Consider the following 25,287-nt stretch of genomic DNA (forward strand, 5'->3'; position numbering starts at 1 on the left):
TTGGCTGCTGGTGAAGTTGCTCCTGTTGCTCTAACTGCTCCTGCTATCAACGGCTAATTGTCTGAAGATAACAATAGCTTCTCTGTGAATTGAAAAGCGCTCTCCCGATTGGGGGGCGCTTTTTTAATGTTTATATTTCATATTTGTCTTCTTGTCAGTACAATGTGTGTATGTTAACCTAAGAGTTAAAAGTAAGGTCTAAAGTTAAATAAATTATGAGTAACTTATTTGAGCCTAGAACTGAACGGATTGATATCCGTACTAGTGCTAGTGTCAAAAAATTGTTGCAGCAAGCTGCTGCTGCAAATCATAAAAATGTGAGCGAGTTTTTGTTAGAACACGGTTTAATTGCTGCTCAAGAAGCTTTAACAAATCGTAAGCTTTTTGTTTTGGATGATGCGCAGTGGGAAGCTTTTCAAACTGCTCTCGACTCTGCATCTACAGAAAAACCACGTTTACGTCGTTTATTAACGGAGCCAAGCGTATTTGAGTAATTTCTCACCATTAAACAACTTATATATTGATAAATTATCAGCTTCCCATAATGTTCAAGACTTTGATTGTGGAAAGCCAGCTTTAAATAATTTTTTAATTAATTATGCATTGCAAAATCAACAATCTGATAGTTCAAAAACTTATGTAGCCTGTTTGGATAATACTGTAATTGGTTACTATACTTTAACTGTAGCTTCTGTTGTTCATCAAGATGCGCCACCTCGAATTACCAAGGGATTGCCAAAATATCCCATACCTGTAGCACTGTTAGCTCGGTTGGCGGTGAGTAAAGATTTTCAAGGGCGGAGAATAGGAAGCGGTTTATTAAAAGATTGCCTTAAACGTGTCAATGCAGCAGCAGATATCTTAGGTATTCGGGCTGTGCTAGTTCATGCTCAAGATGATGAAGCGTTGAGATGGTATGAACATTTTAATTTTGAGCCGAGTCCTACCGATCCTTTACATTTATTTTTACTGTTGAAGGATATTCGGAGAATGTTAGGTAATAATTTGTAATTTGTAATTGTAGGTATAGAGCTAGTTGATTAATTGATGAAGATGTAACAAAAATATATTCGATGGTGCGTTGCGCTGCGCGACAACACACCCTACTTGAGAATAAGGATTTAAGTAAGTCGGCGTGAAAAAACCAGAGTACATTAAGCGATATAAAAAATTGTCAATTTATTTCGTAGTAAGCGCTGAAGTCCTCTCTTCTCTACGAGACGCCTACGGCGAACGAGACGCTCTTGCTAGCTTGCTTCCCCAAAGGAGTACACTACAAACTTTTAATTATCGTAAATAAAAGGGTTTAAGACCCCTGCGTCTATACGTAGTATCATTTTCAGTCGAGGATTTAAACCCCGACTGAAAATGTCTTTAATTTTGAATTTTGAATTTTGAATTTTGAATTGTTAACTCTGTGTCCTCTGCGTCTCTGTGGTTAAATAAATTATTTTGTACCGCCCAGACGCTGAGAGGGTAGAGAGGAAGTAGATTTAGGTTTTCTCGGCTGGGGGTTGGTTTCTACGTAAGTTGTGGGTATTTTCTAAGATATTGTTTTGCTGACTTAGCACGGTGACTCAAAAAGTTGATCGGATGTAAAATAAACAACAATTATAAAAATCTACGCGCTCTAACCTTTGCTTTGATTTTAGAAGTGAGGACAAATGGCTTTGTGTTTTTTCATTCTCCTGTGTGCTTGTTTAATCACTAGCTATTTTCTTTTTAAAAAAAGTAATAATGAGGTATCACATCTATTAGCTGTGTTTGCGGCTATTAGTTTAATTTTGGGCTTAATTTTTGCTCCTTGGCAGGTATTACTTTTACTATTAATTGCTGTTTTAATTAGTACCAGCTACGAATATTACAATAGCAAAGTTGTAAGTTTGGAAACGGAATCTCCACAACCAGAAGTAATTACTTCTGAAGAAGATTGTCATCAGTTGATTTATCGTGGTGCTTCCTATCGTGTGAATTCTGCTGTCAATTTAGATGAAGAAAAAATACAACCTGTAACTCATAAGTTGTGTTTTAGAGGAGGTAATTATACTGTTTGTATCGATCCGAAAGTTCAATCAGATGAGGAGAAGATACAACCTGTAACTTATAAGTTGAGTTTTAGAGGACGCAGCTATTCTGTTAATAAAACTGCTCGCTGAGAATAGGGGTTAGGGGTTAGGGGCTAGGGAAGAGAAATGTTTAGAATCAGCCACATTATATCAAGAAACTTAAAGACACTTGCAACCCTGACAAATGACGAATAACTAATAACAAGTGTACATACGTGATTAATTGCGTCTCTGACAAATGACTAATGACTAATGACAAATGACTAATGACTAATGACAAAGGGTGGGGTTTCCCCACCCCTACGGGTTTATTTTGAGAATTTGGTGTTAAATTAAATGATACATTGTGCCTTCTGGTGCAAGGCTCATGGCGATGTTGTAATCTTCAACTGCTTTTTGTTGATTACCTAATTCTTGGTGTATTTGACTGCGCCAAAAATAAAAGAAAGCGTTTTCAGGATTAATATATATGGCTTGAGTATAATCTTCTAATGCGCCTTGACGATCGCCTAATTTCTTTTTGCGAAAATTGGCGCGTGCTGTATATAATTCGGCGCTGTGGGGATGGATGCAGATGGCTGTGTTAAAATCTGCGATCGCACTTTCGATATCTCCGGCGGCAAAATGGCTGTAGGCTTGTTTAATATATAAACTGATTTCTTTAGCTTTGGTAGATACTTCTACCGGGGATAGGGGATTTAGTTGAGACTGGCTGAGGTTTGACACATTATTGTCCATTTTACTAAAAAACAAATATTTATTAATAATTTTCTGGCTCTACATGGTTTTAGCGTACCCAGAATTTTGGCGATTGTAACTAATAAGAATTGTCCACAATGGACAAGATGGAATAATGTTAAGGTTGATAGCGAATGCTAAAGTAAAAACCATCGTCTTGTGCGTTATTACCGCGATCGCTCAAGTTGACGAAGGGTATGCCATAATCTAAGCGCATTGTCAGTTTATCTATCCCCAAGGCTTGATTCCACAACAATCCTAAACCTGCGCTAGCGAGGAAGGTTTGATTGGGTAATTTATTGGGGTTATCTGCTTGATTCCAGACTGCGCCTAAGTCGAGAAATGGAGCTAACTCAATGGTAGATAAACCGGCTTGATTGCGTTCTACTGTAATTCTATCTTCAATTGCGAAGCGAAAGCCATTATCTCCAGAGCGAGCATTTTGCCGATATCCGCGCACAGAACGTCCACCGCCAATGACGAATTGCTGGGAAGGTAAGAGACTATCTGGTGTGAGTTGTATTTCTCCTTGAATGACTAATAAATGATCTTGATTTAGTTGCTGTACGCGCTGTACTAAACCCAGCCAACTGAAAAACCTTGCGTCTGGTGTGGGATTGGCGTTGATTGTCGCATCGAGTAAACCTGTGCCTAAACTAAATTGCGATTGTAAATACCAAGCTCCTTGAGGATCGCGGTTGACATAATCTTGGCTAAATTTAAACACGCTGGTACGGCTGACGCCATTAATATCGGGGCCGATACCAAAGGGGGTGGGTAGTCTGTCGAAAAGAAAGGTTTGCCCGTTTTGATGGGTAAAGCCGAAGGATAAAGCAAATTCTTCTCTGGGCGATCGCATTATCGGCTGACGGAAATTGATTTCATACACATCCAAATCAGCTTTAATTCCCAGGTTATCGAAGGGTGGCTGGGTAATTTCGTTGCTATTGGTGGCATATCGCAAACTAATTTTCCCGTTCATGGCGTTGACGGGAATTTGGTATCTAAAGTCAAAAACGTCAGAACCACCTGTGAGAGTATGATACCACGTTCCGGCTAATTCGTCACCATTACCTGTAAGATTACGATGTCCTAGTTCAATGCCAAATCTTTCTGAACCAATGCTAGGTGGTGAATAGTTATCGATGCTGAGGTTGCTAATGATGGGATTTGCTTCTTCTACTCTGACAATGAGAATACTTTCACCGACTTTACCTGTAGGACGTAAACTGGCTTCGACATTAGTAAAAAGCGGATCGAGTCGCAGTAGGCGCAGTTGTTCTTCGAGTTTAATTGTATTTAAGGGAATGCCTGCACCTAAGCGAATGCGATCGCGAATATAACCAGAATTTAACCGCTTGTTTCCTTGGATATCTATGTCTGCAACTCGTCCTTCGATGACGCGAATGACAACTACACCATCTGTATTTCCTGGCTGGATGGTTTCGGGGATTGCTCTGGAATTAATATAGTTATTATTTAGGTAAAGCTGGGTAATCGCATCAGCAGCTTGGCGTAACTCTTCGATGGTTAATTCTCGCCCTGCAAATGGCTGGACAACTTGATTTAACTGTTGTTCTGTAAATACTGTGCTACCTATAACTTTAATTGTGCGTGCATTAATGCGCTCAGGAATAACTGGTGCTGTTGGATTGGTTTGAGAATACTGTTGATGGTTGACTGTTGACGGTTGACGGTTGACTGTTGACGGTTGACGGTTGACGGTTGACTGTTGACGGTTGACGGTTGACGGTTGACGGTTGACGGTTGACTGTTGACTGTTGACTGTTGACTAGTGGCTATTGAGTTGGGATTAGTGGCTATTGAGTTGGGATTAGTGGCTATTGAGTTGAGATTAGTGGCTATTGAGTTGAGATTAGTGGCTATTGAGTTGAGATTAGTGGCTATTGAGTTGAGATTAGTGGCTATTGAGTTGGGATTAGTGGCTATTGACTGTTGACTATTGACTATTGACTGTTGACTGTTGACTATTGACTGTTGACTAGAAATCTCACTAGCTGTCGCTTTTAACCCAGTAATCCCCATCGTTGATAATAAATGCAGAATCAGCAAGCTGGAATGCCAACTCAGACGGGGAAATAAACTCATTAATCTTTGTTGAATGCGGATTGTAGGCGTAAGACCAGTTTTTCTACCTTTTCTCATGTCCGTATCTAGGGATGTTTGATGTAACTAACTGGCCTGTTTGGACTCCGGATTATGCCATAACGCCCCAGTATTATTTGAATATCATATTTTCGCGACCGGATTACAAAGAATTGATATATTTAAGTACAATTTTGCGCAAAGAATTCTCAGTAATAACCACTAGCATTATATCCTGGTAACAGGTTAACAATATCTGGAGCCTTTCCATGTCAGCGCCGATTTCTATTGTCATTACTAGTTACAATCGGGAGCGTTATCTACAAGACGCAATCAATAGCGTTTTGCAACAGACATGGCAAGATTTTGAATTAATAGTTTGGGATGATGGTTCTACAGATAATTCGGTAGCGATCGCTCTACAATATGCACAACGAGATAGACGAGTGCGGGTAGTAGCAGCAGCGCATCAGGGAATTGTGTTAGCGCGCCAAAGTGCGATCGCCCAAACTAAGGGAAAATATTTTGGTTGGGTAGATAGCGATGATATACTCGCACCTACAGCTTTAGCTGAAACGGTGACTTTGCTCCACCGTCACCCAAAGATGGGATTTGTCTATACTGATTATCTCGATATTGATGAAAATTCTCAAGTTATGCGATATGGCGATCGCTGTCGCATTCCCTACTCCCAAGAGCGAATGCTTGTAGATTTCATGAGTTTTCAATTTCGCTTGATTCGCCGGCAAACATACGATTTAGTGCAGGGATTTCACGGTTCGCCAGATTACGCTGAAGATTACGACTTATGTTTGCGGCTGTCAGAGGTAGGGCAGGTAGGGCGGATCGAGAAGCCACTATATTATTACCGTCAACATGCTGGTAATATCTCGCAAATACACAGGTTAGAAGTTCTTCTCTGTTCTCAACAAGCTATTAATCGAGCTATACAACGTCGGGGAATAGCCAAGAAATATCAAATAGATTTGGATCTACTTGCAGGTCGTTTCGTTTTAAAGCACAAACCTTCCTTCCGGAATTTTATCAGTAAATTCGGCAATTCTATAATTAAAGCTATATTTCCCCTAGCGCTAGCTATGAATGCGGGGTTAGCGCAAGGGCAAATTGTCCCCGCAGTTGATGGTACGGGTACTATCGTTACACCCAACGGAAATATATTAGATATTCATGGGGGAACAACATCTAGTGATGGCGCGAATCTGTTCCACAGTTTTCAACAATTTGGCTTGACACCAGAACAAATTGCTAACTTTCAAGCCAATCCCAATCTGCAAAATATTCTCGGTCGGATAACTGGCGGTAATCCTTCGATTATTAATGGTTTAATTCAAGTAACCGGTGGTAACCCTAACTTATTTTTGATGAATCCCGCCGGTTTTGTCTTTGGTGCTAATGCTAGCTTAAATGTTCCCGGTGCTTTCACCGCGACAACCGCCAATGGCATTAGCTTTGGTAACAACTGGTTTAACGCCACAGGAACTAATAATTACTCAGTTTTAGTGGGGAATCCTACAGGCTTTGCCTTTACCATGAACCAGCCAGGCGCAATTTTCAATGCGGGGAATTTGGCAGTAGGTACGGGACAAAGTTTAAATCTGTTAGGTGGTACAGTAATTAATAATGGGGAATTGTCAGCTTCATCGGGGAAAATCTCCGTTACCTCTGTACCCGGACAAAGTTGGATACGTCTGAGCCAACCCGGTAATTTATTAAGTTTAGAAGTTGAAAGTTTAGCAGGGAATAGCAATCAACCAACCAACTGGAATATCCCCATCGCTGCTTTACCGGAATTACTCACTGTTGGGAACACAGGGATAATTGCTAACGCTGATGGTTCCGTAAAACTTCCTGGTACTAACGTCAATGTTCCTACCAATCCTGGTACAACTATTGTCAGTGGCAAAGTAGATGTATCTGGAACTACAGGCGGTACAGTTAATATTTTCGGCACAAAAGTCGGGTTAGTTGGTGCTGATATTAACGCCTCTGGTAATAATGGTGGCGGTAATGTGCTGATTGGCGGGGATTATCGAGGAGAAGGAACAGTTCCCAATGCTAATCAAACTTATGTTGATGCGCGATCGCAAATTGCAGCTAATAGTAATTTAAATGGTAATGGCGGACGAGTAATTGTCTGGGGTAACGATACCACCCAATTCTTTGGGAAAATCGCAGCTACTGGTGGTGCAAATTTTGGAAATGGCGGTTTTGTAGAAGTATCTGGTAAAAATAACCTACTTTTCCAAGGTAATGTTGACTTGAGTGCGGTGAAAGGTAGCCTTGGTAATTTGCTATTAGATCCTACAGATATTAATATTGTCGATTCTGCACCACAACCGCAGGATAGTTCTTTACCAACAATTCTCCAAGATGCTACTCCAGCGACATTTACAATTTCTAAAACAGCCTTAGAAAATCAAACTGCAGCGGTTACCTTAGAAGCGACTAATAACATTACTGTTGCTGATGGGGTATCGCTAAATTTTATTAGCAGTGGTACAGACATTACCTTTACAGCTGATGCAGATAATAATGGTGCGGGTTCTTTTACAATGGATAGCACCCAAACCATCAATACTAATGGCAGAAACATCTCGATTACAGGAGCTGCTTTAACTCTAGGTAATATCAATACATCTTCTAATTTCGAGCAAAGCGGTAATGTCAGTTTATTGGCAACGGGTAATAATATTATTGGCGGTGATATTATTGCCTCTGGCGGTGGTTATGGTAGTGGTAATATAAATGTTACTAACAGAGGTGGCGCGATCGCCTTAGGAACTCTCAACACCAGTAATAGTAGTTCTAGTCCTAAAGGCGAGATCGAATTATCCGCCGTTGATGACATTACTACAGGTGATATTATTGCTACTGGCAACAGTCGAATTCAGCTAGGTGAAGCTGGGCCGGAACTGCAAGATACAGGTGTGACTATTACTAGTTTAACTGGTTCAATTACATCAGGAGATATTAACACCAGCAGCACTGGCAACAGTGTTTTCCGCTTTGCTGTCGGTGGTGGTTCAATAACTTTAGATGCTCCCGAAGGTAGCATTACTACAGGAGCAATTGACTCTTCTGTAATCATGGATAATAGTAGCAATCCTACTGCTAGATCTGGTGCGGTTACCTTAAACGCTGCAAATAATATCACCACCAACGACATTAATACCGCAGCCAGTTTTAGTACTAGCGAGGAGTTTTCTGAGGGAATTGAAAATTTGACAGCTGGGAATATCGCCGTTACCAGCACTAATGGCGCGCTGAACTTAGGAAATCTCAACAGCAGTACAATTGCAAGTACTTTCTCAGATGTCAGTACGGCTCAAGCAGGAACGATTAATTTAAGTTCTCTCGGTAATATTATTACAGGTAACATTGATTCCTCTGTGAGCCAGAGTTATAACTCAGCTATTGGTGGCAATGTCGAAATTAAGACAGATACAGGCAGTATTACTACAGAAAATATCGATTCATCTATATTCAAAACTCAAGGTAGTGGAAATTTTACAGGAACATCCGGCACAGTTAACTTAAATGCTGCAGTTAATATTACTACTAATAATATTAATACCTCAGCTAGAGGTTTTAATGTTAATGGTAATGCAACTTTGCAAGCAGGTAATGTCACCTTAGAGACTACCAATGCTTTTGGCAGTGCGATCGCATTTAGTACCATCTCTTCACAAGTCATTACATCAGCCAATGATAATAATCTTCAAGGTGGTAACGTGCAAGTGCTGACTAATGGCATCATTCAAGGTACGGGAACATTATCGGAAGATAGTACAGGCGATACCATATTCACAGGTGAAATTATCGATTTCGGAGAAGGTGGAAGTACTAGCGAGGGGGGTACGATCGCAATTCGCCATGATGGCGGCCCCGATAATGTAGACTTTATCGTAGGAAATTCAACTGTTAACGGTACAACAGGCGCGCTAAATATCGGGGGAACTACGAGAATTTCTGCGGGTAGCTTAAGTTCGCCTGTGTTACCCAATGGCGGACTGGATACAACAACACCCACCGGAATTACAATTAATTCTGTAAATAGTCCGCCAACAATTACAGCTAATACAACATTACCTGATACCCAAACTAATAAGCCTGTTACATTTACCTTTGCAGATTTAGCACCACAAGCATCAGATGCTAACAATGACAACACGACGATTCAAATTAATGTTGTCAATACAGGCAGTTTAAAGGTGAATGGTACTCAGGTTTCGGGAGTGACTGAAATTAAAACTGGCGATACTTTAGAGTATACACCCCCTACAGATACTAATGGTTCCCTCAATGCTTTTACCATTAGTGCGAGCGATCGCGTTTCCAATTCCACACCAACACAGATCCAAATTAACGTTACCGCACCACCGCCAGAACCCGAACCCGAACCCGAACCCGAACCCGAACCAGAACCCAAACCCAAACCCGAACCCGAACCCGAACCTAAACCGGATGTTCCTCCTTGCACTTTCCAATGTAATGAAAACACCCCACCTAACCCGATTCCCAATCCGCCAAAAAGCGAGATTCCTGTTCTTGATAAAAATCCCATCCCAGAGGGTGAATTTACAGCTAGAATAGCGAATTATCTAGGCGTATCTAGTCCCCGGCTGAAATCTCCAGATGAAGTAAGGGAAATTGCAGTCAAAATTGAAAAAGCTACTGGTGTCAAACCTGCGTTTATCTATATTAGTTTTGTTCCTGTAGAAATTACGCCTGATGGGTTGTCAGGAACAGCTAAATCGACAAAACAGCTAGATACATCAGCCGAACAAGATAATCAACAACTAGAATTAGTAATAGTCACAGGAAAAGGCGAACCAATCCGTCGGCGCATTTCTGATGCGACAAAAACTAAAGTTTTAGCAGCAGCAAAGGAATTTCGCGAACAAATTACGAGTCCGCAAAATCGTCGTCGCAACACTTATCTAGCTTCAGCACAGCAGCTTTATCGCTGGCTAATTGCTCCCCTAGACGCAGAATTACAGGCGCAAAACATTAATAATTTGGTGTTTTTACCCGATATTGGCTTACGTTCTACCCCAATGGCGGCGCTACACGATGGTAAAGGGTTTCTGGTAGAAAAATATAGTATCGGTTTAATGCCTAGCCTGAGTTTAACTAATACTCTGTATACAGATATTAAGAAATCTCAAGTTTTAGCCTTGGGAGTATCACAAAGTACCCAAGGACAAGAACCATTACCAGCAGTTCCCGTAGAATTAAGCACATTAGTGTCAAAACTTTGGCAAGGAAAATTACTGTTAGACAAACAAGCGACTTTAGAAAATCTCAAAGCCATCCGCCGCCAACAGCCATTTGGGATTATTCACATGGCAACCCACGCTGATTTTAGTGCTGGTGCCTTAAGTAACTCTTATATTCAGTTGTGGGAAGACAAATTACGTTTAAACCAAATCCGGGAGTTACGCTTAAATGAACCCCAAGTAGAAATGATCGTGCTAAGTGCTTGTCGAACTGCTTTAGGAAACGAAGAAGCAGAAATCGGCTTTGCTGGATTAGCCGTATTAGCTGGGGTGAAAACTAGTGTCGCTAGCCTTTGGGCGGTAAATGATGTCGGTACAGCTGCATTAATGACGAAATTTTACGAAGACTTGAAAACTTCGCCAATTCGTGCAGAAGCTTTAAGAAAAGCCCAAGTAGCGATGGCAACAGGGAAAGTTTATATTAAGAATGGTCAAATTTTCGGTTTAGAACCCGTACAAAGTTTACCTTTACCTGGAGAAACAAGCGATCGCGCTAATGAATTACTATCCCATCCTTATTATTGGGCAGGATTTACAATGGTGGGAAATCCTTGGTAGGTTGACTATTGTACAGACGCGATTAATCGCGTCTCTAACAAATGACTGTTGACTGTTGACTGTTGACTGTTGACTGTTGACTAGTAACATTTGCAATTCATCGTTTTGTAATTTCCATTCCTCAATGTAGAAGAGTAGGAACGCGATAATGCTTCATGGTAAGGCAATAGAAGCAGAAAAGCGTGAATACAAAACTCCTCATTTCGCCTCAAGAACTCACGTCTGTATTAGCAGCAAAGCCATTACAAACTGTCATTATCGATACGCGCAGCCCAGAAGATTATGCAATTTCTCATATTCCCCAAGCGCTCAATATTCGCGATTTTTTCACCTATTTATTAGAAAACTCTTCCCCTACAGGATTACAGAAATTGCAAGCGCATTTTACAGAAATTCTCACTCAGGTAGGAATTTCTGGTGTAGAGTCGTTAATTGTCTATGAAGACAGTTTTAACCGAGGTTACGGTCAATCTTGTCGCGCAGCTTTTTTATTAAAATATTTAGGTTGCGCTGATGTCTCTATCTTACACGGGGGATATCAAGCTTGGTTGCAAGCAGGATTACCCACTACCAATGCAGTACCATTACGCCAAAGTAGTAGATTTCAATTGTCTCCCAACGCGGAAATGATGGTGACTACTACAGAGATGTTAGCAGCAATTGACAATCCAGAAATTATTAAATTAGATGTACGCGATCGCGATGAATGGTTGGGGTTAAGTTCTTCTCCCTATGGTGCTGATTTTTGTCCTCGTAAAGGTAGAATTCCCAACGCTGTGTGGTTAGAATGGCATCGGTTAATGAGTTCATCTGCTGATATCGCCACGTTTCGCTCAAAAGCAGAAATCTTAGAAATTTGTCAATCTGTAGGGATTACTAGCCATTCTACAGTTTACATTTATTGTTTCAAAGGTTCAAGGGCGGCGAATACTTTAATTGCTTTAGAATTAGCCGGAATTCAAGCCAGAAATTATTTTGGTTCTTGGAATGAATGGTCGCGCGATTTTTCCTTACCAATTGATAGCAAACTCATCTAGAAAAGGTTGCTAAAAATTAAATTTCACCGCATTTTATAGTGCGTTAAGCCTGGCTATAACGCACCTTACAAATAAAATTTACTTTAGCAATTATTTGTAAAAAATAAATTTAATAGAACCAAAGGGGGAATACTGCAAAGATTAACAACTCTACAGTTGTATCAAGAAAGTCTTTGCAGTTTCTTTGCATTCCTAATTAATAGTTAGGTCAAGGTTATATCGAAAAAATTTTCCTCTATTTCTCATAATCAGGAGTTCAATTATGAAGCCAGGACAGTACTTTGCTTTAATTACAGGTATTATCTTTGTTCTGATTGGTGTCATGGGATTTATTCCGGGTGTTGTCAATGCGCCTGCAACTACACCTGATACAGCTGGATTATCATTCACGAGTGGATACGGCGATTTGCTGGGATTATTCCCCATCAACGTCTTACACAATATTGTTCATTTAGTTGTGGGATTGTTGGGAATATTTGCATCTGCTTCCTTGGGTAGCGCTCGTCTCTATAGTGGAGTATTAGCGCTATTCTATGGATTGTTAACTTTGATGGGACTTTTCCCTCCTACCCAGTCAACTTTAGGGTTAATTCCTATTTTCGGAAATGATATTTGGCTTCACGGATTTACAGCTGCGATCGCAACTTACTTTGGTTTCTTAGCTAAACCAGATTTATTAGAGTTGCGTACAGGACAAAGTAGCCATCAAGGCTAGATTGATTGGGAGCATCCCAAATGTGCAAAAACGCCCTCACCCTATAATACCGCTTCACTTTAAAAATGATACACATAGGCAAGCAGAGGGGCAGAGGAAGCAGAGGGGCAGAGGAAGTGATTTGTATCAGTAATTTCGTGAATTGGTATAAGGGTGGGGCTAGAAATACGAAGCCTGCGAAGGCAGGCTAAAAGTTTGATAGCCTGCGAAGGCAGGCTTTGTTGGTATAATAGCAATACCCTTGAGGGTATTGCGTCAAAATTGGGATGCTCCCGATTGATTGAGCGATCGCGTAAATTAATTAATAATTAATTTAATTTTTGTTAATTTGCGCGATCGCAGTATTTTTCTGGAGAATTAACCAGAGAAAGCTTGTCCAGAAACAACAATGAAACCAGCAGAATCAAGTTGCATTTCTGGCTGGCGAATTCCATCAATAATGGCTGTACTGATAGCAGTTACTATCTTCAACTCGTCAGTTAAAGTCGAATTTCCTGGTTGTTGATTCAACTGCAAACGTAATTGTTCTACTCTTTGGGCTAATTTTTCTTCAGCAATGGTAGCCGCAGTTGTGCATAATTCCTGAAAATCTGGACGTTCGCTGAGTAATTGTCTCGCAGTATCGCGGACTTGATAGCAAATATTCTGCCAATTATCAGCCGGAATAAAATTATCCAGTACCTCAATACGTTCCTTAGCCAAATTATAATCTTGCCCTAACTTATTAGTTTTATCCTTACTATAAGGACGTTGGAGAATAGTTAAGAGTGATTCATCTGTAACAGTGGATAATAATTCCGAACCAGCATCAATAAAGATACTTTCAATTATGGGAGGAAAGAAACCCTCAATCCAGCGCTTCCAGGAATTGAATTGAGAATTATCTTGTTGATGTTCGGCTAAAATCTGCTTGACTGCTTTGAGATTAGCTTCAACTAAATAATTACAACGGAAACCAAACCATTCCTTTTGTTGACTAGCATTCCATGATGTGTCTTGACGCCAAATTGCAAAGGCGTGTCCTCTATCATCCCACTTGAGATAGTTACAAATTGCATCGACTAATCCTTCACCAACTCTAAACAGCTTCAATTGAGAGTTTTGGTTAGCTACCCGGCGGTTATAAGTGCCTAATTTATCAATATTACTATTAGCAAAGTAATTTTGAAATTCATCAGCACTAACTAGAGTTTGCTTGATGGGTTGATAGGATTTTACATCTGGTAATTCTGGACTATAGATTGATTTAAAGTGTAATGCTTGGTCAATCCAACCTTCAAGGGCGCGTTTAATTTCCAGATGTTGACTGTCATAATCGTCTAAGGCTGCAAAATAGCTATTTTCGCTTTCTGACAGGTTAATTTCCGCTAAAGCATTTTCGGCGCTGATATTTATTTCAACTTGTGAGATTTCTTGTTGAATACTTTCTGTAGTTTGTAATAATCCACTAGCACCGCCATGAAATAGAGTAGTTTCTAGCTCTGGTAACTTCTGAGTAATATAAGGTTGGAAACTGGTAATTGATTGATTAAAAATTGCCAGTCCATTTTTGAGCAGATTATACCAAGCACTATGCAAACTTTCTTCTAAATCAACCCCAACTAAAACAGTAAAATTAATCTCTGAAGAACGCCCAATTCTATCAATTCTGCTAATTCTTTGTTCTAGTTGCTTGGGTAACCAGGGAAGGTCAAAATTAATCATCCAATCGATAAATTGGAAGTTATGACCTATTTCAGCCGTAGAATCACAAACTAAGATAAAACAACTAGAATTAGTTTGAAACTGGGCTAAATTTTTCTCAGCTTGTGCGGGGTTTTGTTCTGATTGTTGACTAGTCACGCTAGCTGTACCAAAAATTTGCGATAAAGTCCTGACAATTTCGGTACAGCTTTGTTTAAAGCCAGTAAATATGACGATTTTGGGTAAATAATCCCCAGGAATCGGTCTTTGAATGCGCTGTTTAACTCTTTCGCCGAGTTGCTTGATATTGCTGCGGTATGATTGCAATCCCAGAATTTCCGATAGGCGATAGAGGATGATAATCTTAAGTAGTTCAATGCGATCGCCATCTTCTGAAGGTTGGCTGATAATTTGGCGCAATGACATCAAAAGCTCGTTTTCTCCCGGAAATTTAGCCGTTTGCGTCAATATATTGCCATCATCATTGCCAAATTCTTTAATTAGCTCCGGATTGCGAATTCCACTTAAACGCGCTGCAATTACCTGTTCTAAAATACCTAACCAAGTACCAGCAGCTAAAAACAATAACAGAAAAATACGTTGATATTCTGGTTGATGCGGTGCGGCAGTCCGCCATTTTTCTATGATTTCATGAATGTCATAGGAACGCTCATCTAAATCATATTCTTCTTTGGGTGTAATCTGGCGATTAAAGATGGCATCTGGAACATTAGCACGACGGTTACAGAGAATTTGGCGACTCAGACTATAGGTATCGCTAACATGCTGACAAATTGTCTGGATAATTGTCTCTTGTTGAGATTTTTGCCAATCCTTAATCAAACTTAGTAAATATTTATCTTCAGGTAATAAATTTTGCAGTTGCTCTAAATTTGTTTTCACGTTTAAAGCATCAGCTTCTTTTTTGAGAGAGAAGATAATTTTACCCAGAATTTGATGTTTTTTTATTTTTTCCCGAAACCCAGCTAAATCATTAAGTTTATAGGTTTCTGGCTCTAGTAAATACAGCAGAATCGGCAATTCTTTTTCATTGCTGATATCTGGATTGGTAGACAATAAAATTAACCGTTCGCTTCTATGAGCTAAATTTTTGTAAGCTTCAAAACGCTGGCGTACTGCTGTTTCTAAAGAAGTAGCCATTGCTGCAACTTGCTGTGCTTCATCGATAATCAGCAAGCCTACACTGGCTTTTGGGTTAATTTTATGAACATCATCAAAGGACAATACAGCAACTCGTTTAGGAAAATGGGAAATGTAAAATTTCTGTTCTAATTCCTGCCGCCATTGTGGTAGTAAATGTGGAGGAACAACAACTACTGCACCTTTTTTCGGTTCATCCAAGAGATATTGACGGAGAATTATACCAGCTTCTATAGTTTTTCCTAGTCCGCCTTCATCTGCTAATAAATAGCGTTGGTTAGCATCTTCTAAGACGCGGCGAACAACTTCAACTTGATGGGGATAAAGATTAATATTGGCAGAAATCAATCCTGTCATTCCACGACTCACAGCACGCTGCTGAACTAAAGATTTGAGTAAAGCAAATCTTCTGTCATACAAATAAGGCGTTTCCTGACCTTTAATTGCTAAAGTTTCAATAGAATCTTTAACTGCGAGATTACAACGAACATAAATATCTTGTTCATTAATAATGACAGTTTTTTTATCTGGCAAGTCAATTTGATATTTTTCGCTGTCTTCATCCCAAGCGAAAATTCTGCCAATGATCCATTTTTCTTGGTTTTTTAATTTGATATAGCAGCGAGTTTGCTGTTGTAATTTAGCGTATGACAGCGAATTTAGAGGTAAAGCCTTTTGCAAGCGTTGTCCCGGTGAGCAGAAATACTCAACCAAAATTTCGCTATGGCTGTTGTCAATAACCTTTCCAATCCCCAAAGAATTATTTGAGGACTTTACTAGTGAGCCGAGCTTAATCATCAGAAAAATGGGTAGAAACCCCGTCTTTTTAGGACGGCTTTACAGTTTTAGCGCTACTGCCTTAGGGTTGCTCGACTTGGTGTACTTTTGTAATGCACTTTCGACAGGACAGTTACTGTCTCAAGTTTGACAACCCTGTACACATAGCGTTTTGCGCTTTTTTGCGCCTCCCTTGCGGGGTAATGTTAGCTTCGACCTGTTACAAGAGCTTTTTAGGCTTGCAACACTGTTCCAGTGACCTTAGAACTGTTTAGTCACAAGCGACAGAGCGGGGGACTAGCTACGCATCCCAAGGTGTCGTGACTCAAATAACGTTTACCCAACTATTGTGAAGGGTGGTCTGGTCAGGATGGATTGCTAGATTTCTCTTACAAGCCTCATGCCTTTAGGCTGAGGTTCCTGACAGTTTTAGTCCCCTGAACATACTAAGTTAACTTCCCAGAATCTTGGAATAACTGATGTCTGGAAATTTTACAGAATTTCAATTGTAACTGGTTTTTGGGGGTTCCTGTATTGACTTAGGAGCGGAATTTTGAGTTATTTCTCTCCCCGATATCTCTTGATTACTCAGTATTCTATCTGAGAGATGGGATAATAGCCGCGATTTCTCTAGCCAAGAGAGTGACTGTGAGAAGTTATTTAGATGGGAAAGTGGCGATGATTACCGGATGAATGTTGAAGCGATCGCAATTCCCCAACTGCGAAAAACGTTAAGCTAAATGTAAATCCCCAAGCACCCAGCTTTGAAAGAAAATCATGTCTACGTCTGAGGGTAGAATTTAAGCTGATGAATTACTACGTGATTTACGATGGTAACTGCAATCTCTGCGTTACACTAGTGCAATTGTTAGAGAGCTTGGATCAAGGCAAGCTATTTCGCTACAGTCCGATGCAAGATGAGCTAACACTCGCTAAATTTGGGATTACGCCCCAAGAATGCGAACAAGGAATGATTTTAATTGATGCGGATACACCTGACAAGCGCTGGCAGGGTAGTGACGCCGCAGAAGAAATTGGTAGGTTATTACCGTTGGGAAGTATATTTGTTGATGCTTATCGCGCTTTACCTGGGGTGAAATGGGTAGGCGATCGCTTTTACGCACAAATCCGTGACAATCGCTATACTATCTTTGGCAAGCGTTCTAGTACCTATCAATCCTCATTTTGTGTTGATGGTAGTTGTAAGTAAACAGTAAATTTAGTGGTTGACTGTTAACTGTCAATAGTCAACAGTCAACAGTCAACAGTCAACCGTCAACAGTCAACCGTCAACAGTCAACCGTCAACAGTCAACCGTCAACAGTCAACCGTCAACAGTCAACCGTCAACAGTCAACCGTCAGGGATTCTATAGCCAATCCCTCAACATATAAACAGCTTGTTTGTAAATAGATAAATCTACCTGATTGACTTCTATTCCTTGTCCGATTCCTTGCAACAAAGTAATAGTTAACTTTCCACCTAAATGTTCGCGGAACTCTGTCAAACCCGTAAATAAATTATGGGGATGATTTGGTTGCTCTAATTTCTCTGTAAGCGCAGGTAGGTACAAAGTAAATCCTAATTGTTTGAGCGTCACGAGAATATTTTGCCATTCCGATTGTGACAGTAACCCAATTAAATAAGCATAGGTACTATCTAAAGCGATACCAATTGCTACCGCTTCACCGTGACGTAATTTGTAATCTGTAATTTGTTCTAATTTATGCGCCGCCCAATGTCCAAAATCTAGGGGACGGGATGAACCTTTTTCAAAAGGATCGCCACTGTTAGCAATATGTTCTAAATGTAATTGGGCGCAACGATAGATTACATTTTCCATAAATTTCATATCACGAGATGCTAATTCTTCAGCATAAATTCTTATAAAATGAAAGAAATCGGCATCTTTAATTAATGCTACTTTTACCGCCTCGGCAATTCCCGATCGCCAATCGCGATCGTCAAGGCTGGTAAGAAAATCTAAGTCATTCAATACTGCGTAAGGAGGGGCAAAAGTACCGATGAAATTCTTCTTACCAAAGGCGTTAATGCCGTTTTTTACTCCTACACCAGAATCATTTTGCGCTAATACTGTAGTCGGTACTCTTAGCAGCCGAATTCCTCTATGGGCGGTAGCTGCGGCATATCCTACCATGTCTAAAAATGCGCCGCCACCAATAGCTAACACGTAAGAGTGACGACATATTCCACCAGCATCAATTAACTGATGAATTTGTTCAACAAATTTTGGATTGTTTTTAACTAATTCGCCACCAGGAATAATAATAGGTTGCTCTATTAAATTAATAATATCTTCGTAAAAGCGGGCATAATTAGATATTTTTTTGACTAAACCCTGATGGTCTTTTAACAAACCTGCATCTACTACCGCGAGAACTTTCTTCGGCGTTATCTCACCATTTCCAGCAATCACTTCTGCGAGTAAAGGATTGTCTAATTCAAACAATCCATGAGTAAAATGAACATCATAATTAAAGGTAACTTGAACAGATTGCTGAATTGGCTTCAGGCTAACTAGGCTATTATCTGTAATTAACATATTTATTGTTTGCTCTCTGGAGAAATTGTTTTGTGCAATTAATTTTTATGTTTATAAATAATTGCAAATTCGCTATCAGATGACTTGTTAATCAATATAACCGCTAAAACACGTTAATAATCCAGATTTTCAATGCACAAAGTTAGCCCCATCGTGCTAGTAGATGCAGTCAAAATCATATTGTTTATTACTTTAATTGCGGTTCTAAATTTAGTTGTGATTGGTTGGTAAATACCAATACTGAAATTAGGGGTAACCGTATTCTATATAAAGTCAATCTATAATTGCCCGGTTAATTACTACATCTTCATATTATCTTATTGAAATTTCTGAAATTATTGGAGATTCAATAAAGTTTTAAACAAGAAAATTTCATACACTAAGCACCTTTTTTAAAGAGTTAATATTTTTCTTATTTTTAACCTAATTTTAACCAAGGCTTGAGCAAACCTTTACCTTAAGTTTGCTACACAGAGTTTGTTACACCAAAAATTTAAGTAATTATTTGTATTAATTCATGAGTAATGTAAAAAAATTGATATATTATTGGCTATCACAGTCTGTTTCTTCAACAGCACTGGCTTGGCTAGAACAAAAGCAGACAGAGATTGCGGAAGGCGCACCTGAGAGAATATTTTTTACCGCCTTTAGTGCTGTACCCCGTTATTTAGGTAAAGAGAATTTACAGTTAACATCCCAAGATTTAAGCAAAGCCGAAGATTTAGTTCCTGGCTGGTTTCCTGGCGATTGGACTGTAGATCAAGCTGGACGGACATTTTTGCTACTAGCTTTACCCCACGATCGCTCTGAGAATTATGTGCGATCGCTTGATAAAGTTTTCAGTAGTGCGGATATGAGAGAATTGGTAGCTTTGTATCAAAGTTTACCTTTATTACCCCATCCAGAATTACACAGCCAACGGGCGGCGGAAGGTATTCGTAGTAACATGGTTAATGTGTTTAATGCGATCGCTTTACACAACCCCTATCCAGCAGATTATTTAGATAACATTGCTTGGAATCAAATGGTGCTGAAGGCTTTATTCGTCGGTAGCCCAATGCATTTAATATATGGTTTAGATCGCCGCGCCAATCCCGAATTAGCAAGGATGTTGGTAAACTATGCCCATGAACGTTGGGCGGCTAAACGCCCAGTATCGCCGGAATTATGGCGACCAGTGGGAAAATTTGCTGATAGTGAAATTATTGCAGATTTAGCCAAAGTTTTTGCAGATGGCGACATGATAGAAAAACAAGCAGCAGCATTAGCTTGTGCTGAATCCTCTTTACCAGCAGCGCAAGAGTTACTCTCTCTCTATCCACAATTACTGTCAGCCATTCAAAAAGGCGAATTAACTTGGAGTAATTTTAACCGCAATCGCCTCCCAGTTTGCAAATAACTACCAAGCTTTATCATTCAACAAAGTTATTGATATTGCAGTCTTCATTTTGAATTTTGAATTTTGAATTTTGAATTATTTATGATGTTTATCGATCCTCATATTCACATGTGTTCCCGTACAACTTATGATTACCTAATCATGCGGGAATATGGAATTGTCGCAGTTATTGAACCATCTTTCTGGTTAGGACAACCACGCACAACAGCTGGTTCATTCAAAGATTACTTTAGCAGCTTGGTAGGTTGGGAACGCTTTCGCGCTAGTCAATTCGGCATTCAACATTATTGCACCATTGGACTCAACCCCAAAGAAGCGAATAACGAAGCCTTAGCCGCAGAGGTGATGGAATTGATACCGCTTTACGCTTGTAAAGAGGGAGTTGTCGCCATTGGGGAAATAGGCTATGACGACATGACAGAAGCCGAGGATAAATACTTTTGTCAGCAATTAGCCCTCGCGAAAGAACTGGATATGCTGGTATTGATTCATACCCCACATCGTAATAAAAAAGAAGGTGCTAGCCGCAGTATGGATCGTTGTCTTGAATATGGGCTAGATCCTGCGCAAGTAATTATCGATCACAACAACGAAGAAACCGTTGCAGAAGTATTAAACCGAGGCTTTTGGGCTGCTTTTACAATTTACCCCAAAACCAAGATGGGTAACGCCCGGATGGTAGAAATTGTTCGTCAATATGGAAGTAACCGCATCATTGTCGATAGTAGCGCCGACTGGGGTGTCAGCGATCCCTTAGCAGTCCCGAAAACTGCGCGTTTAATGTTAGACAGGGGCATACCGGAAGAACACGTACAAGCAGTCTGCTACGAAAACGCCCTCACAGCCTATAGCCAAACAGGACAAATGCAAGCATCAGATTGGCTAAATTCTCCATCCGCAGATCAGACTCAGATGTTCAATGGTAACTCAGTATTACGCGGACAAGAACCAGGGATTAAGTCAGTAGCAGACTATGTGCTGATTGAGTAGCAGGGAGTGAAGGGAAGGGCGACAAATGACAAATAACAATTGTACAGACGCGATTAATCGCGTCTCTGACAAATGACAAACATCACAAGTTTAAATTTTCAAAGTTGGCGCGGGTATTTAGAGTTGATGCGCCCAGCAAATATTGTTACAGCTTGGGCTGATATTTTAGTTGGTTTTGCGGCTTCTGGTTTAGGCGTAATTTCTGCGGAATTAATCAATAATTCCGCAAATAATCCTAATTTAGTAACTCTAGGCTGGTTATTATTGGCTACCACAGGTTTATATGGTGGTGGTATCGTTTTTAACGATGTATTTGATGCGGAATTAGATAAACAAGAACGCCCATCGAGGGCGATTCCTAGCGGTAGGGTGTCTCGCGAGAATGCGGCTGTATTGGGGATGATATTATTTGCGATCGCACTTTTTGCAGCGTCTCAAGTATCTGGGTTGAGTTTAGCGATCGCTATCTTCATCACCTGTGCAGCATTATTATATGATTCCCTCGCCAAACATCATCCTTTTTTCGGCCCTTTAAATATGGGCTTATGTCGTGGAAGCAATTTATTATTAGGTGTCAGTGCTGTACCTGCAATTATTTTAGAACGTTGGTATTTAGCAATAATTCCTATACTTTATATTGCCGCTATCACCGCAATTAGCCAAGGAGAAGTTCACGGTGGTAAAAAGATTACTGGAGTCATAGCAGTAATTTTAATTGCCATAGTATTAACAGCAGTTTTAAGTTTAGGATTATTCACAGAATATACAGTAATTTTTGCATTACCATTCGCGGCTTTATTAACTGTGCGAGTATTGCCTAATTTTATTCAAGCCGCCCGCGAACCAGAACCAGAAAAAATCAGAAAGGCGGTAAAAGTCGGCGTGTTATCTCTAATTATTTTAGATGCAACAATCGCCGCAGGTTTTGCAGGATTACCCTACGGTTTATTAGTCCTAATTTTGCTCCCCATTTCCCTATCATTCGCCAAAATATTTGCTGTTACCTAAATCTGTAGGGTGTGTTGTCGCGCAGCGCAACGCACCGGAAAAATCAACAATTCACGGTGCGTTAGCCTCCGGCATAACACACCCTACAAAATAAATTATCAAATCACATGAAAATTCCAAATCATAACTTTCACCTCACATATTGCACAAATATCCATCCTGGCGAAAGTTGGTCAGAAGTCTTCACAAATATACAAAAATATATTCCCGAACTCAAACAAAGGCTATCACCTCAAGCAGCTTTTGGAATTGGTTTAAGACTAGCAGATACAGCCGCAAAAGAACTTTTAACTGATAATAATTTAGCTCAATTTCAAACTTGGCTAAAGCAACAAGATTTATATGTTTTCACCTTAAATGGCTTTCCTTATGGGGGATTTCATCGACAAGTAGTCAAAGACCAAGTTTATGCGCCAGATTGGTCAAATCAAGAACGGCTAGAATATACTTTAAACTTAACCAAAATTTTAGCAGCATTATTACCTGAAGGTTTAGATGGGGGAATTTCGACATTACCTTTATCATATAAACCTTGGTGGTTAGAAGCAGAAGAAAAGCAAGATATAGTTTTTAAGACTAGTTGTTTAAATATCGCCGCCGTTGTTGCGGAAATGATAGGTATTCAGCAAGCCACAGGTAAGTTATTACATATTGATTTAGAACCTGAACCTGATGGGTTAATAGAGAATACCTCAGAAGTCATAGAATTTTATCAAAATTGGTTATTACCCATTGCTGGTAATTATTTAGCAGAAAAATTAAATATTTCACATAGTTTAGCCGAAACTAAATTACTTGACCATGTACGGATTTGTTATGACACTTGCCATTTTTCCGTAGAATATGAGCAGCCCGAATCTGTATTTACAAGCTTAAAAGCAGCCGGTATTAAAATCGGTAAAATTCAAATTAGTGCCGCAATTCAGGTAAAAATTCCCTCTGATATTCAACAACGCAGTGTAATAGTTGAACGCTTACAACCTTTTGCTGAATCTACCTATCTCCATCAAGTAATAGAAAGTCGCCATGACGGAACACTATATCATTATCCTGATTTAATCAAAGCATTACCGCAATTAGTACAATCTCAAGCTGAAGAATGGCGGACTCACTTTCATGTCCCCATTTTCATCCGCGATTATGAAATTTTACAGTCTACCCAAGATGATATCGTGACGATTTTGCATTTACTGCAACAAAATCATGCTTGTCATCATCTAGAAATTGAAACTTATACTTGGGATGTATTACCACCAGAAATGAAAATAGATATCCTAACTTCTATTCAGCGTGAATATGAGTGGGTATTAAGCAATTTCTAGGATTAAATCTGTAGGGGTATGGCATTGCTCATTGGTGTCAACTTAACGTGAAACCCAGATTCCATCTAGCTCCCATGCTCTGCGTGGGAGCGTAGATTTATGAGGCTCTGCCTCAATTTATCAGCAGACGAGGCGGCAGCCCACGAATCTGCATTTCCAGCCGGAGGCTGGAAACGAGATAGAAAATTATAAATCTATTAATAATATTCACAGACTATTAAATAAATGCAAAAAACAGTTGTTATCAATGTCGTCGGTTTATCACCCAATTTAATCGGAGAAAATACACCATTTTTATCTGCTTGGGCTGCCAAAGGTCAAATATTACCAATTAAACCCATATTACCTGCGGTAACTTGTTCTGTACAGGCTACTTATTTAACAGGTAAATTGCCAAATGAACATGGAATTGTGGCTAATGGCTGGTACTTTCGCGATGATTGTGAAATTAAATTTTGGCGACAGTCAAATAAATTAGTACAGTCTCCAAAAATATGGGAAATTGCTAAATCTATTGACCCTGATTTTACTTGTGCTAACCTTTTTTGGTGGTACAATATGTACTCTTCTGTAGACTATGCCATTACACCGCGCCCAATGTATCCCGCAGATGGCAGAAAGCTACCAGATATCTATACATATCCTGCCAATATTCGCGATTCAATTCAATCAGATTTAGGACAATTTCCTCTATTTAATTTTTGGGGGCCAAATACCTCAATTGTTTCTAGCGAATGGATTGCAAATTCTGCAAAATGGATTGAGGAACGCTACAAACCTACCTTAACATTAATTTATTTACCCCATTTAGATTACTGTTTACAAAAATATGGGCAAGATAAACAGCAAATCCAAAAAGATGTACAAGAAATTGATGCTGTTTGTGGCGATTTAATTAATTATTATCAAGCCAGAAATACGCAAGTAATTATTCTTTCAGAATATGGGATTACCCCAGTGTCTCAAGCGGTAGATTTGAACCGCGTACTCAGAGATAATGGTTTAATTGCTGTGAGGGAAGAGTTAGGACGAGAATTACTCGATGCTGGTGCGAGTATTGCATTTGCAGTTGCGGATCATCAAATAGCCCATGTATATGTTAACGATCCGGCGTATATTCCGAAAGTGCGCGATTTGCTGGAGAAAACCGAAGGGGTAGCGCAAGTATTGGATGAAGAGGGAAAACAAGCCTATCATCTTAATCATCCCCGATCTGGTGAGTTAGTGGCGATCGCGCGATCGGATGCTTGGTTTACCTATTACTACTGGTTGGATGATGCGAAAGCGCCAGATTTCGCCAGAACTGTAGATATTCACCGCAAACCAGGTTACGATCCGGTAGAGCTTTTTCTCGATCCGCAACTGAAATTTCCCAAATTAAAAATTGCTTCTAAGCTATTGCAGAAAAAATTAGGTTTTCGCTACCTAATGGATGTAATTCCTCTCGATGCTTCCTTAGTGCGTGGTTCTCACGGTTGTGTGACAAATTCCCCAAGCGAGGGGCCAATTTTTATTAGCCAGCAAACTCATTTAATGAATGAAGAATTCATTTATGCAACTGATGTTTGCTCTTTAATTCTCCAGCATTTGAATGCATAATTTCTAGTCAGCACAGTAGGGTGTGTTGTCGCGCAGCGCAACGCACCGACATACTCAGCTATTTTGCTATTAAGTTGCACAATCTATTGTGAGGATTGTTGACTGTTGACTGTTGACGGTTGACGGGGGAGCATCCCAATTTTGACGCAATACCCTAGAAGGGTATTGCTATACCAACAAAGCCTGCCTTCGCAGGCTAAAAGTTTGATAGCCTGCGAAGGCAGGCTTCGTATTTCTAGCCCCACCCTTATAGGGTGAGGGCGTTT

17 protein-coding genes are annotated in these 25,287 nt (G+C 39.9%); 12 read left to right on the plus strand and 5 right to left on the minus strand.

The window, feature by feature from the left end:
• The first annotated feature begins 215 nt into the window (after positions 1-215).
• The 3 genes from H6G08_RS34815 (at position 216) to H6G08_RS34825 (ending at position 2,156) form a co-directional block, all read left to right on the plus strand.
• Positions 216-494 (plus strand): type II toxin-antitoxin system TacA family antitoxin, encoded by a 279-nt coding sequence (locus H6G08_RS34815; protein WP_190551563.1) that lies wholly within the window; start codon positions 216-218, stop codon positions 492-494.
• The gene (locus H6G08_RS34820; RefSeq protein ID WP_096642456.1) at positions 487-1,011 is read left to right on the plus strand and encodes a GNAT family N-acetyltransferase; all 525 of its coding nucleotides are present in this window, start codon (positions 487-489) and stop codon (positions 1,009-1,011) included. The genes H6G08_RS34815 and H6G08_RS34820 overlap by 8 nt, the downstream gene beginning before the upstream one ends.
• A gap of 653 nt (positions 1,012-1,664) precedes the next feature.
• Positions 1,665-2,156 (plus strand): DUF4278 domain-containing protein, encoded by a 492-nt coding sequence (locus H6G08_RS34825; RefSeq protein ID WP_190551565.1) that lies wholly within the window; start codon positions 1,665-1,667, stop codon positions 2,154-2,156.
• Positions 2,157-2,393: 237 nt separating this feature from the next.
• Here the strand turns inward: H6G08_RS34825 and H6G08_RS34830 are convergent, their stop codons facing one another.
• From H6G08_RS34830 to H6G08_RS37165, 3 genes are all read right to left on the minus strand, one after another.
• Entirely contained in the window at positions 2,394-2,804 is a 411-nt protein-coding gene (locus H6G08_RS34830; RefSeq protein ID WP_096642457.1) for a tetratricopeptide repeat protein, read from the minus strand.
• A gap of 118 nt (positions 2,805-2,922) precedes the next feature.
• Entirely contained in the window at positions 2,923-4,440 is a 1,518-nt protein-coding gene (locus H6G08_RS34835; RefSeq protein WP_190551584.1) for a ShlB/FhaC/HecB family hemolysin secretion/activation protein, read from the minus strand.
• Positions 4,401-4,970 carry a hypothetical protein gene (locus H6G08_RS37165; RefSeq protein ID WP_199322858.1) on the minus strand — a complete coding sequence of 190 codons (570 nt, stop codon included), beginning with the start codon at positions 4,968-4,970 and terminating at the stop codon, positions 4,401-4,403. Before H6G08_RS37165 ends, H6G08_RS34835 begins: the two co-directional genes overlap by 40 nt.
• Before the next feature lie 209 nt (positions 4,971-5,179).
• On the opposite strand from H6G08_RS37165, the gene H6G08_RS34845 reads away from it, so the two are divergent.
• The 3 genes from H6G08_RS34845 (at position 5,180) to H6G08_RS34855 (ending at position 12,520) form a co-directional block, all read left to right on the plus strand.
• Complete coding sequence (locus H6G08_RS34845) at positions 5,180-10,768, plus strand: CHAT domain-containing protein (protein WP_190551568.1); 5,589 nt, start codon at positions 5,180-5,182, stop codon at positions 10,766-10,768.
• 182 nt (positions 10,769-10,950) lie between these two features.
• Positions 10,951-11,805, plus strand: a complete 855-nt coding sequence (locus tag H6G08_RS34850; RefSeq protein WP_190551570.1) for a sulfurtransferase — start codon at positions 10,951-10,953, stop codon at positions 11,803-11,805.
• Positions 11,806-12,067: 262 nt separating this feature from the next.
• A complete protein-coding gene (locus H6G08_RS34855; protein ID WP_199322859.1) occupies positions 12,068-12,520 on the plus strand; it encodes a DUF4383 domain-containing protein in 453 nt (150 codons plus the stop codon).
• 357 nt (positions 12,521-12,877) lie between these two features.
• Here the strand turns inward: H6G08_RS34855 and dpdE are convergent, their stop codons facing one another.
• Positions 12,878-16,162 (minus strand): protein DpdE, encoded by a 3,285-nt coding sequence (gene dpdE / locus H6G08_RS34860; RefSeq protein WP_190551572.1) that lies wholly within the window; start codon positions 16,160-16,162, stop codon positions 12,878-12,880.
• 787 nt (positions 16,163-16,949) lie between these two features.
• Between dpdE and H6G08_RS34865 the strand changes: the two genes are divergently transcribed.
• Entirely contained in the window at positions 16,950-17,351 is a 402-nt protein-coding gene (locus tag H6G08_RS34865) for a thiol-disulfide oxidoreductase DCC family protein (protein ID WP_190551574.1), read from the plus strand.
• Positions 17,352-17,509: 158 nt separating this feature from the next.
• On the opposite strand, the gene H6G08_RS34870 is transcribed toward H6G08_RS34865, so the two are convergent.
• A complete protein-coding gene (locus H6G08_RS34870; RefSeq protein ID WP_190551576.1) occupies positions 17,510-18,703 on the minus strand; it encodes a 3-dehydroquinate synthase in 1,194 nt (397 codons plus the stop codon).
• Between the two features lie 517 nt (positions 18,704-19,220).
• Between H6G08_RS34870 and H6G08_RS34875 the strand changes: the two genes are divergently transcribed.
• The 5 genes from H6G08_RS34875 to H6G08_RS34895 all read left to right on the plus strand — a co-directional run bounded on the left by H6G08_RS34875 (position 19,221) and on the right by H6G08_RS34895 (position 25,021).
• Positions 19,221-20,102 carry an EboA family metabolite traffic protein gene (locus tag H6G08_RS34875; RefSeq protein ID WP_190551578.1) on the plus strand — a complete coding sequence of 294 codons (882 nt, stop codon included), beginning with the start codon at positions 19,221-19,223 and terminating at the stop codon, positions 20,100-20,102.
• Positions 20,103-20,165: 63 nt separating this feature from the next.
• The gene (locus H6G08_RS34880; protein ID WP_242046412.1) at positions 20,166-21,092 is read left to right on the plus strand and encodes a TatD family hydrolase; all 927 of its coding nucleotides are present in this window, start codon (positions 20,166-20,168) and stop codon (positions 21,090-21,092) included.
• Positions 21,093-21,164: 72 nt separating this feature from the next.
• Positions 21,165-22,100: a UbiA-like protein EboC gene (eboC, locus tag H6G08_RS34885; protein WP_242046413.1), complete on the plus strand. Its 936-nt coding sequence runs from the start codon at positions 21,165-21,167 to the stop codon at positions 22,098-22,100.
• 107 nt (positions 22,101-22,207) lie between these two features.
• On the plus strand, positions 22,208-23,422 hold the full coding sequence (eboE, locus tag H6G08_RS34890; RefSeq protein ID WP_190551580.1) for a metabolite traffic protein EboE: 1,215 nt from the start codon (positions 22,208-22,210) through the stop codon (positions 23,420-23,422).
• 225 nt (positions 23,423-23,647) lie between these two features.
• The gene (locus H6G08_RS34895) at positions 23,648-25,021 is read left to right on the plus strand and encodes an alkaline phosphatase family protein (RefSeq protein WP_190551582.1); all 1,374 of its coding nucleotides are present in this window, start codon (positions 23,648-23,650) and stop codon (positions 25,019-25,021) included.
• The last annotated feature ends 266 nt before the right edge of the window (positions 25,022-25,287 follow it).

The sequence above is a fragment of the Calothrix anomala FACHB-343 genome (assembly GCF_014696435.1).
Classification (GTDB): Bacteria; Cyanobacteriota; Cyanobacteriia; order Cyanobacteriales; family Nostocaceae; genus Aulosira; species Aulosira anomala_A.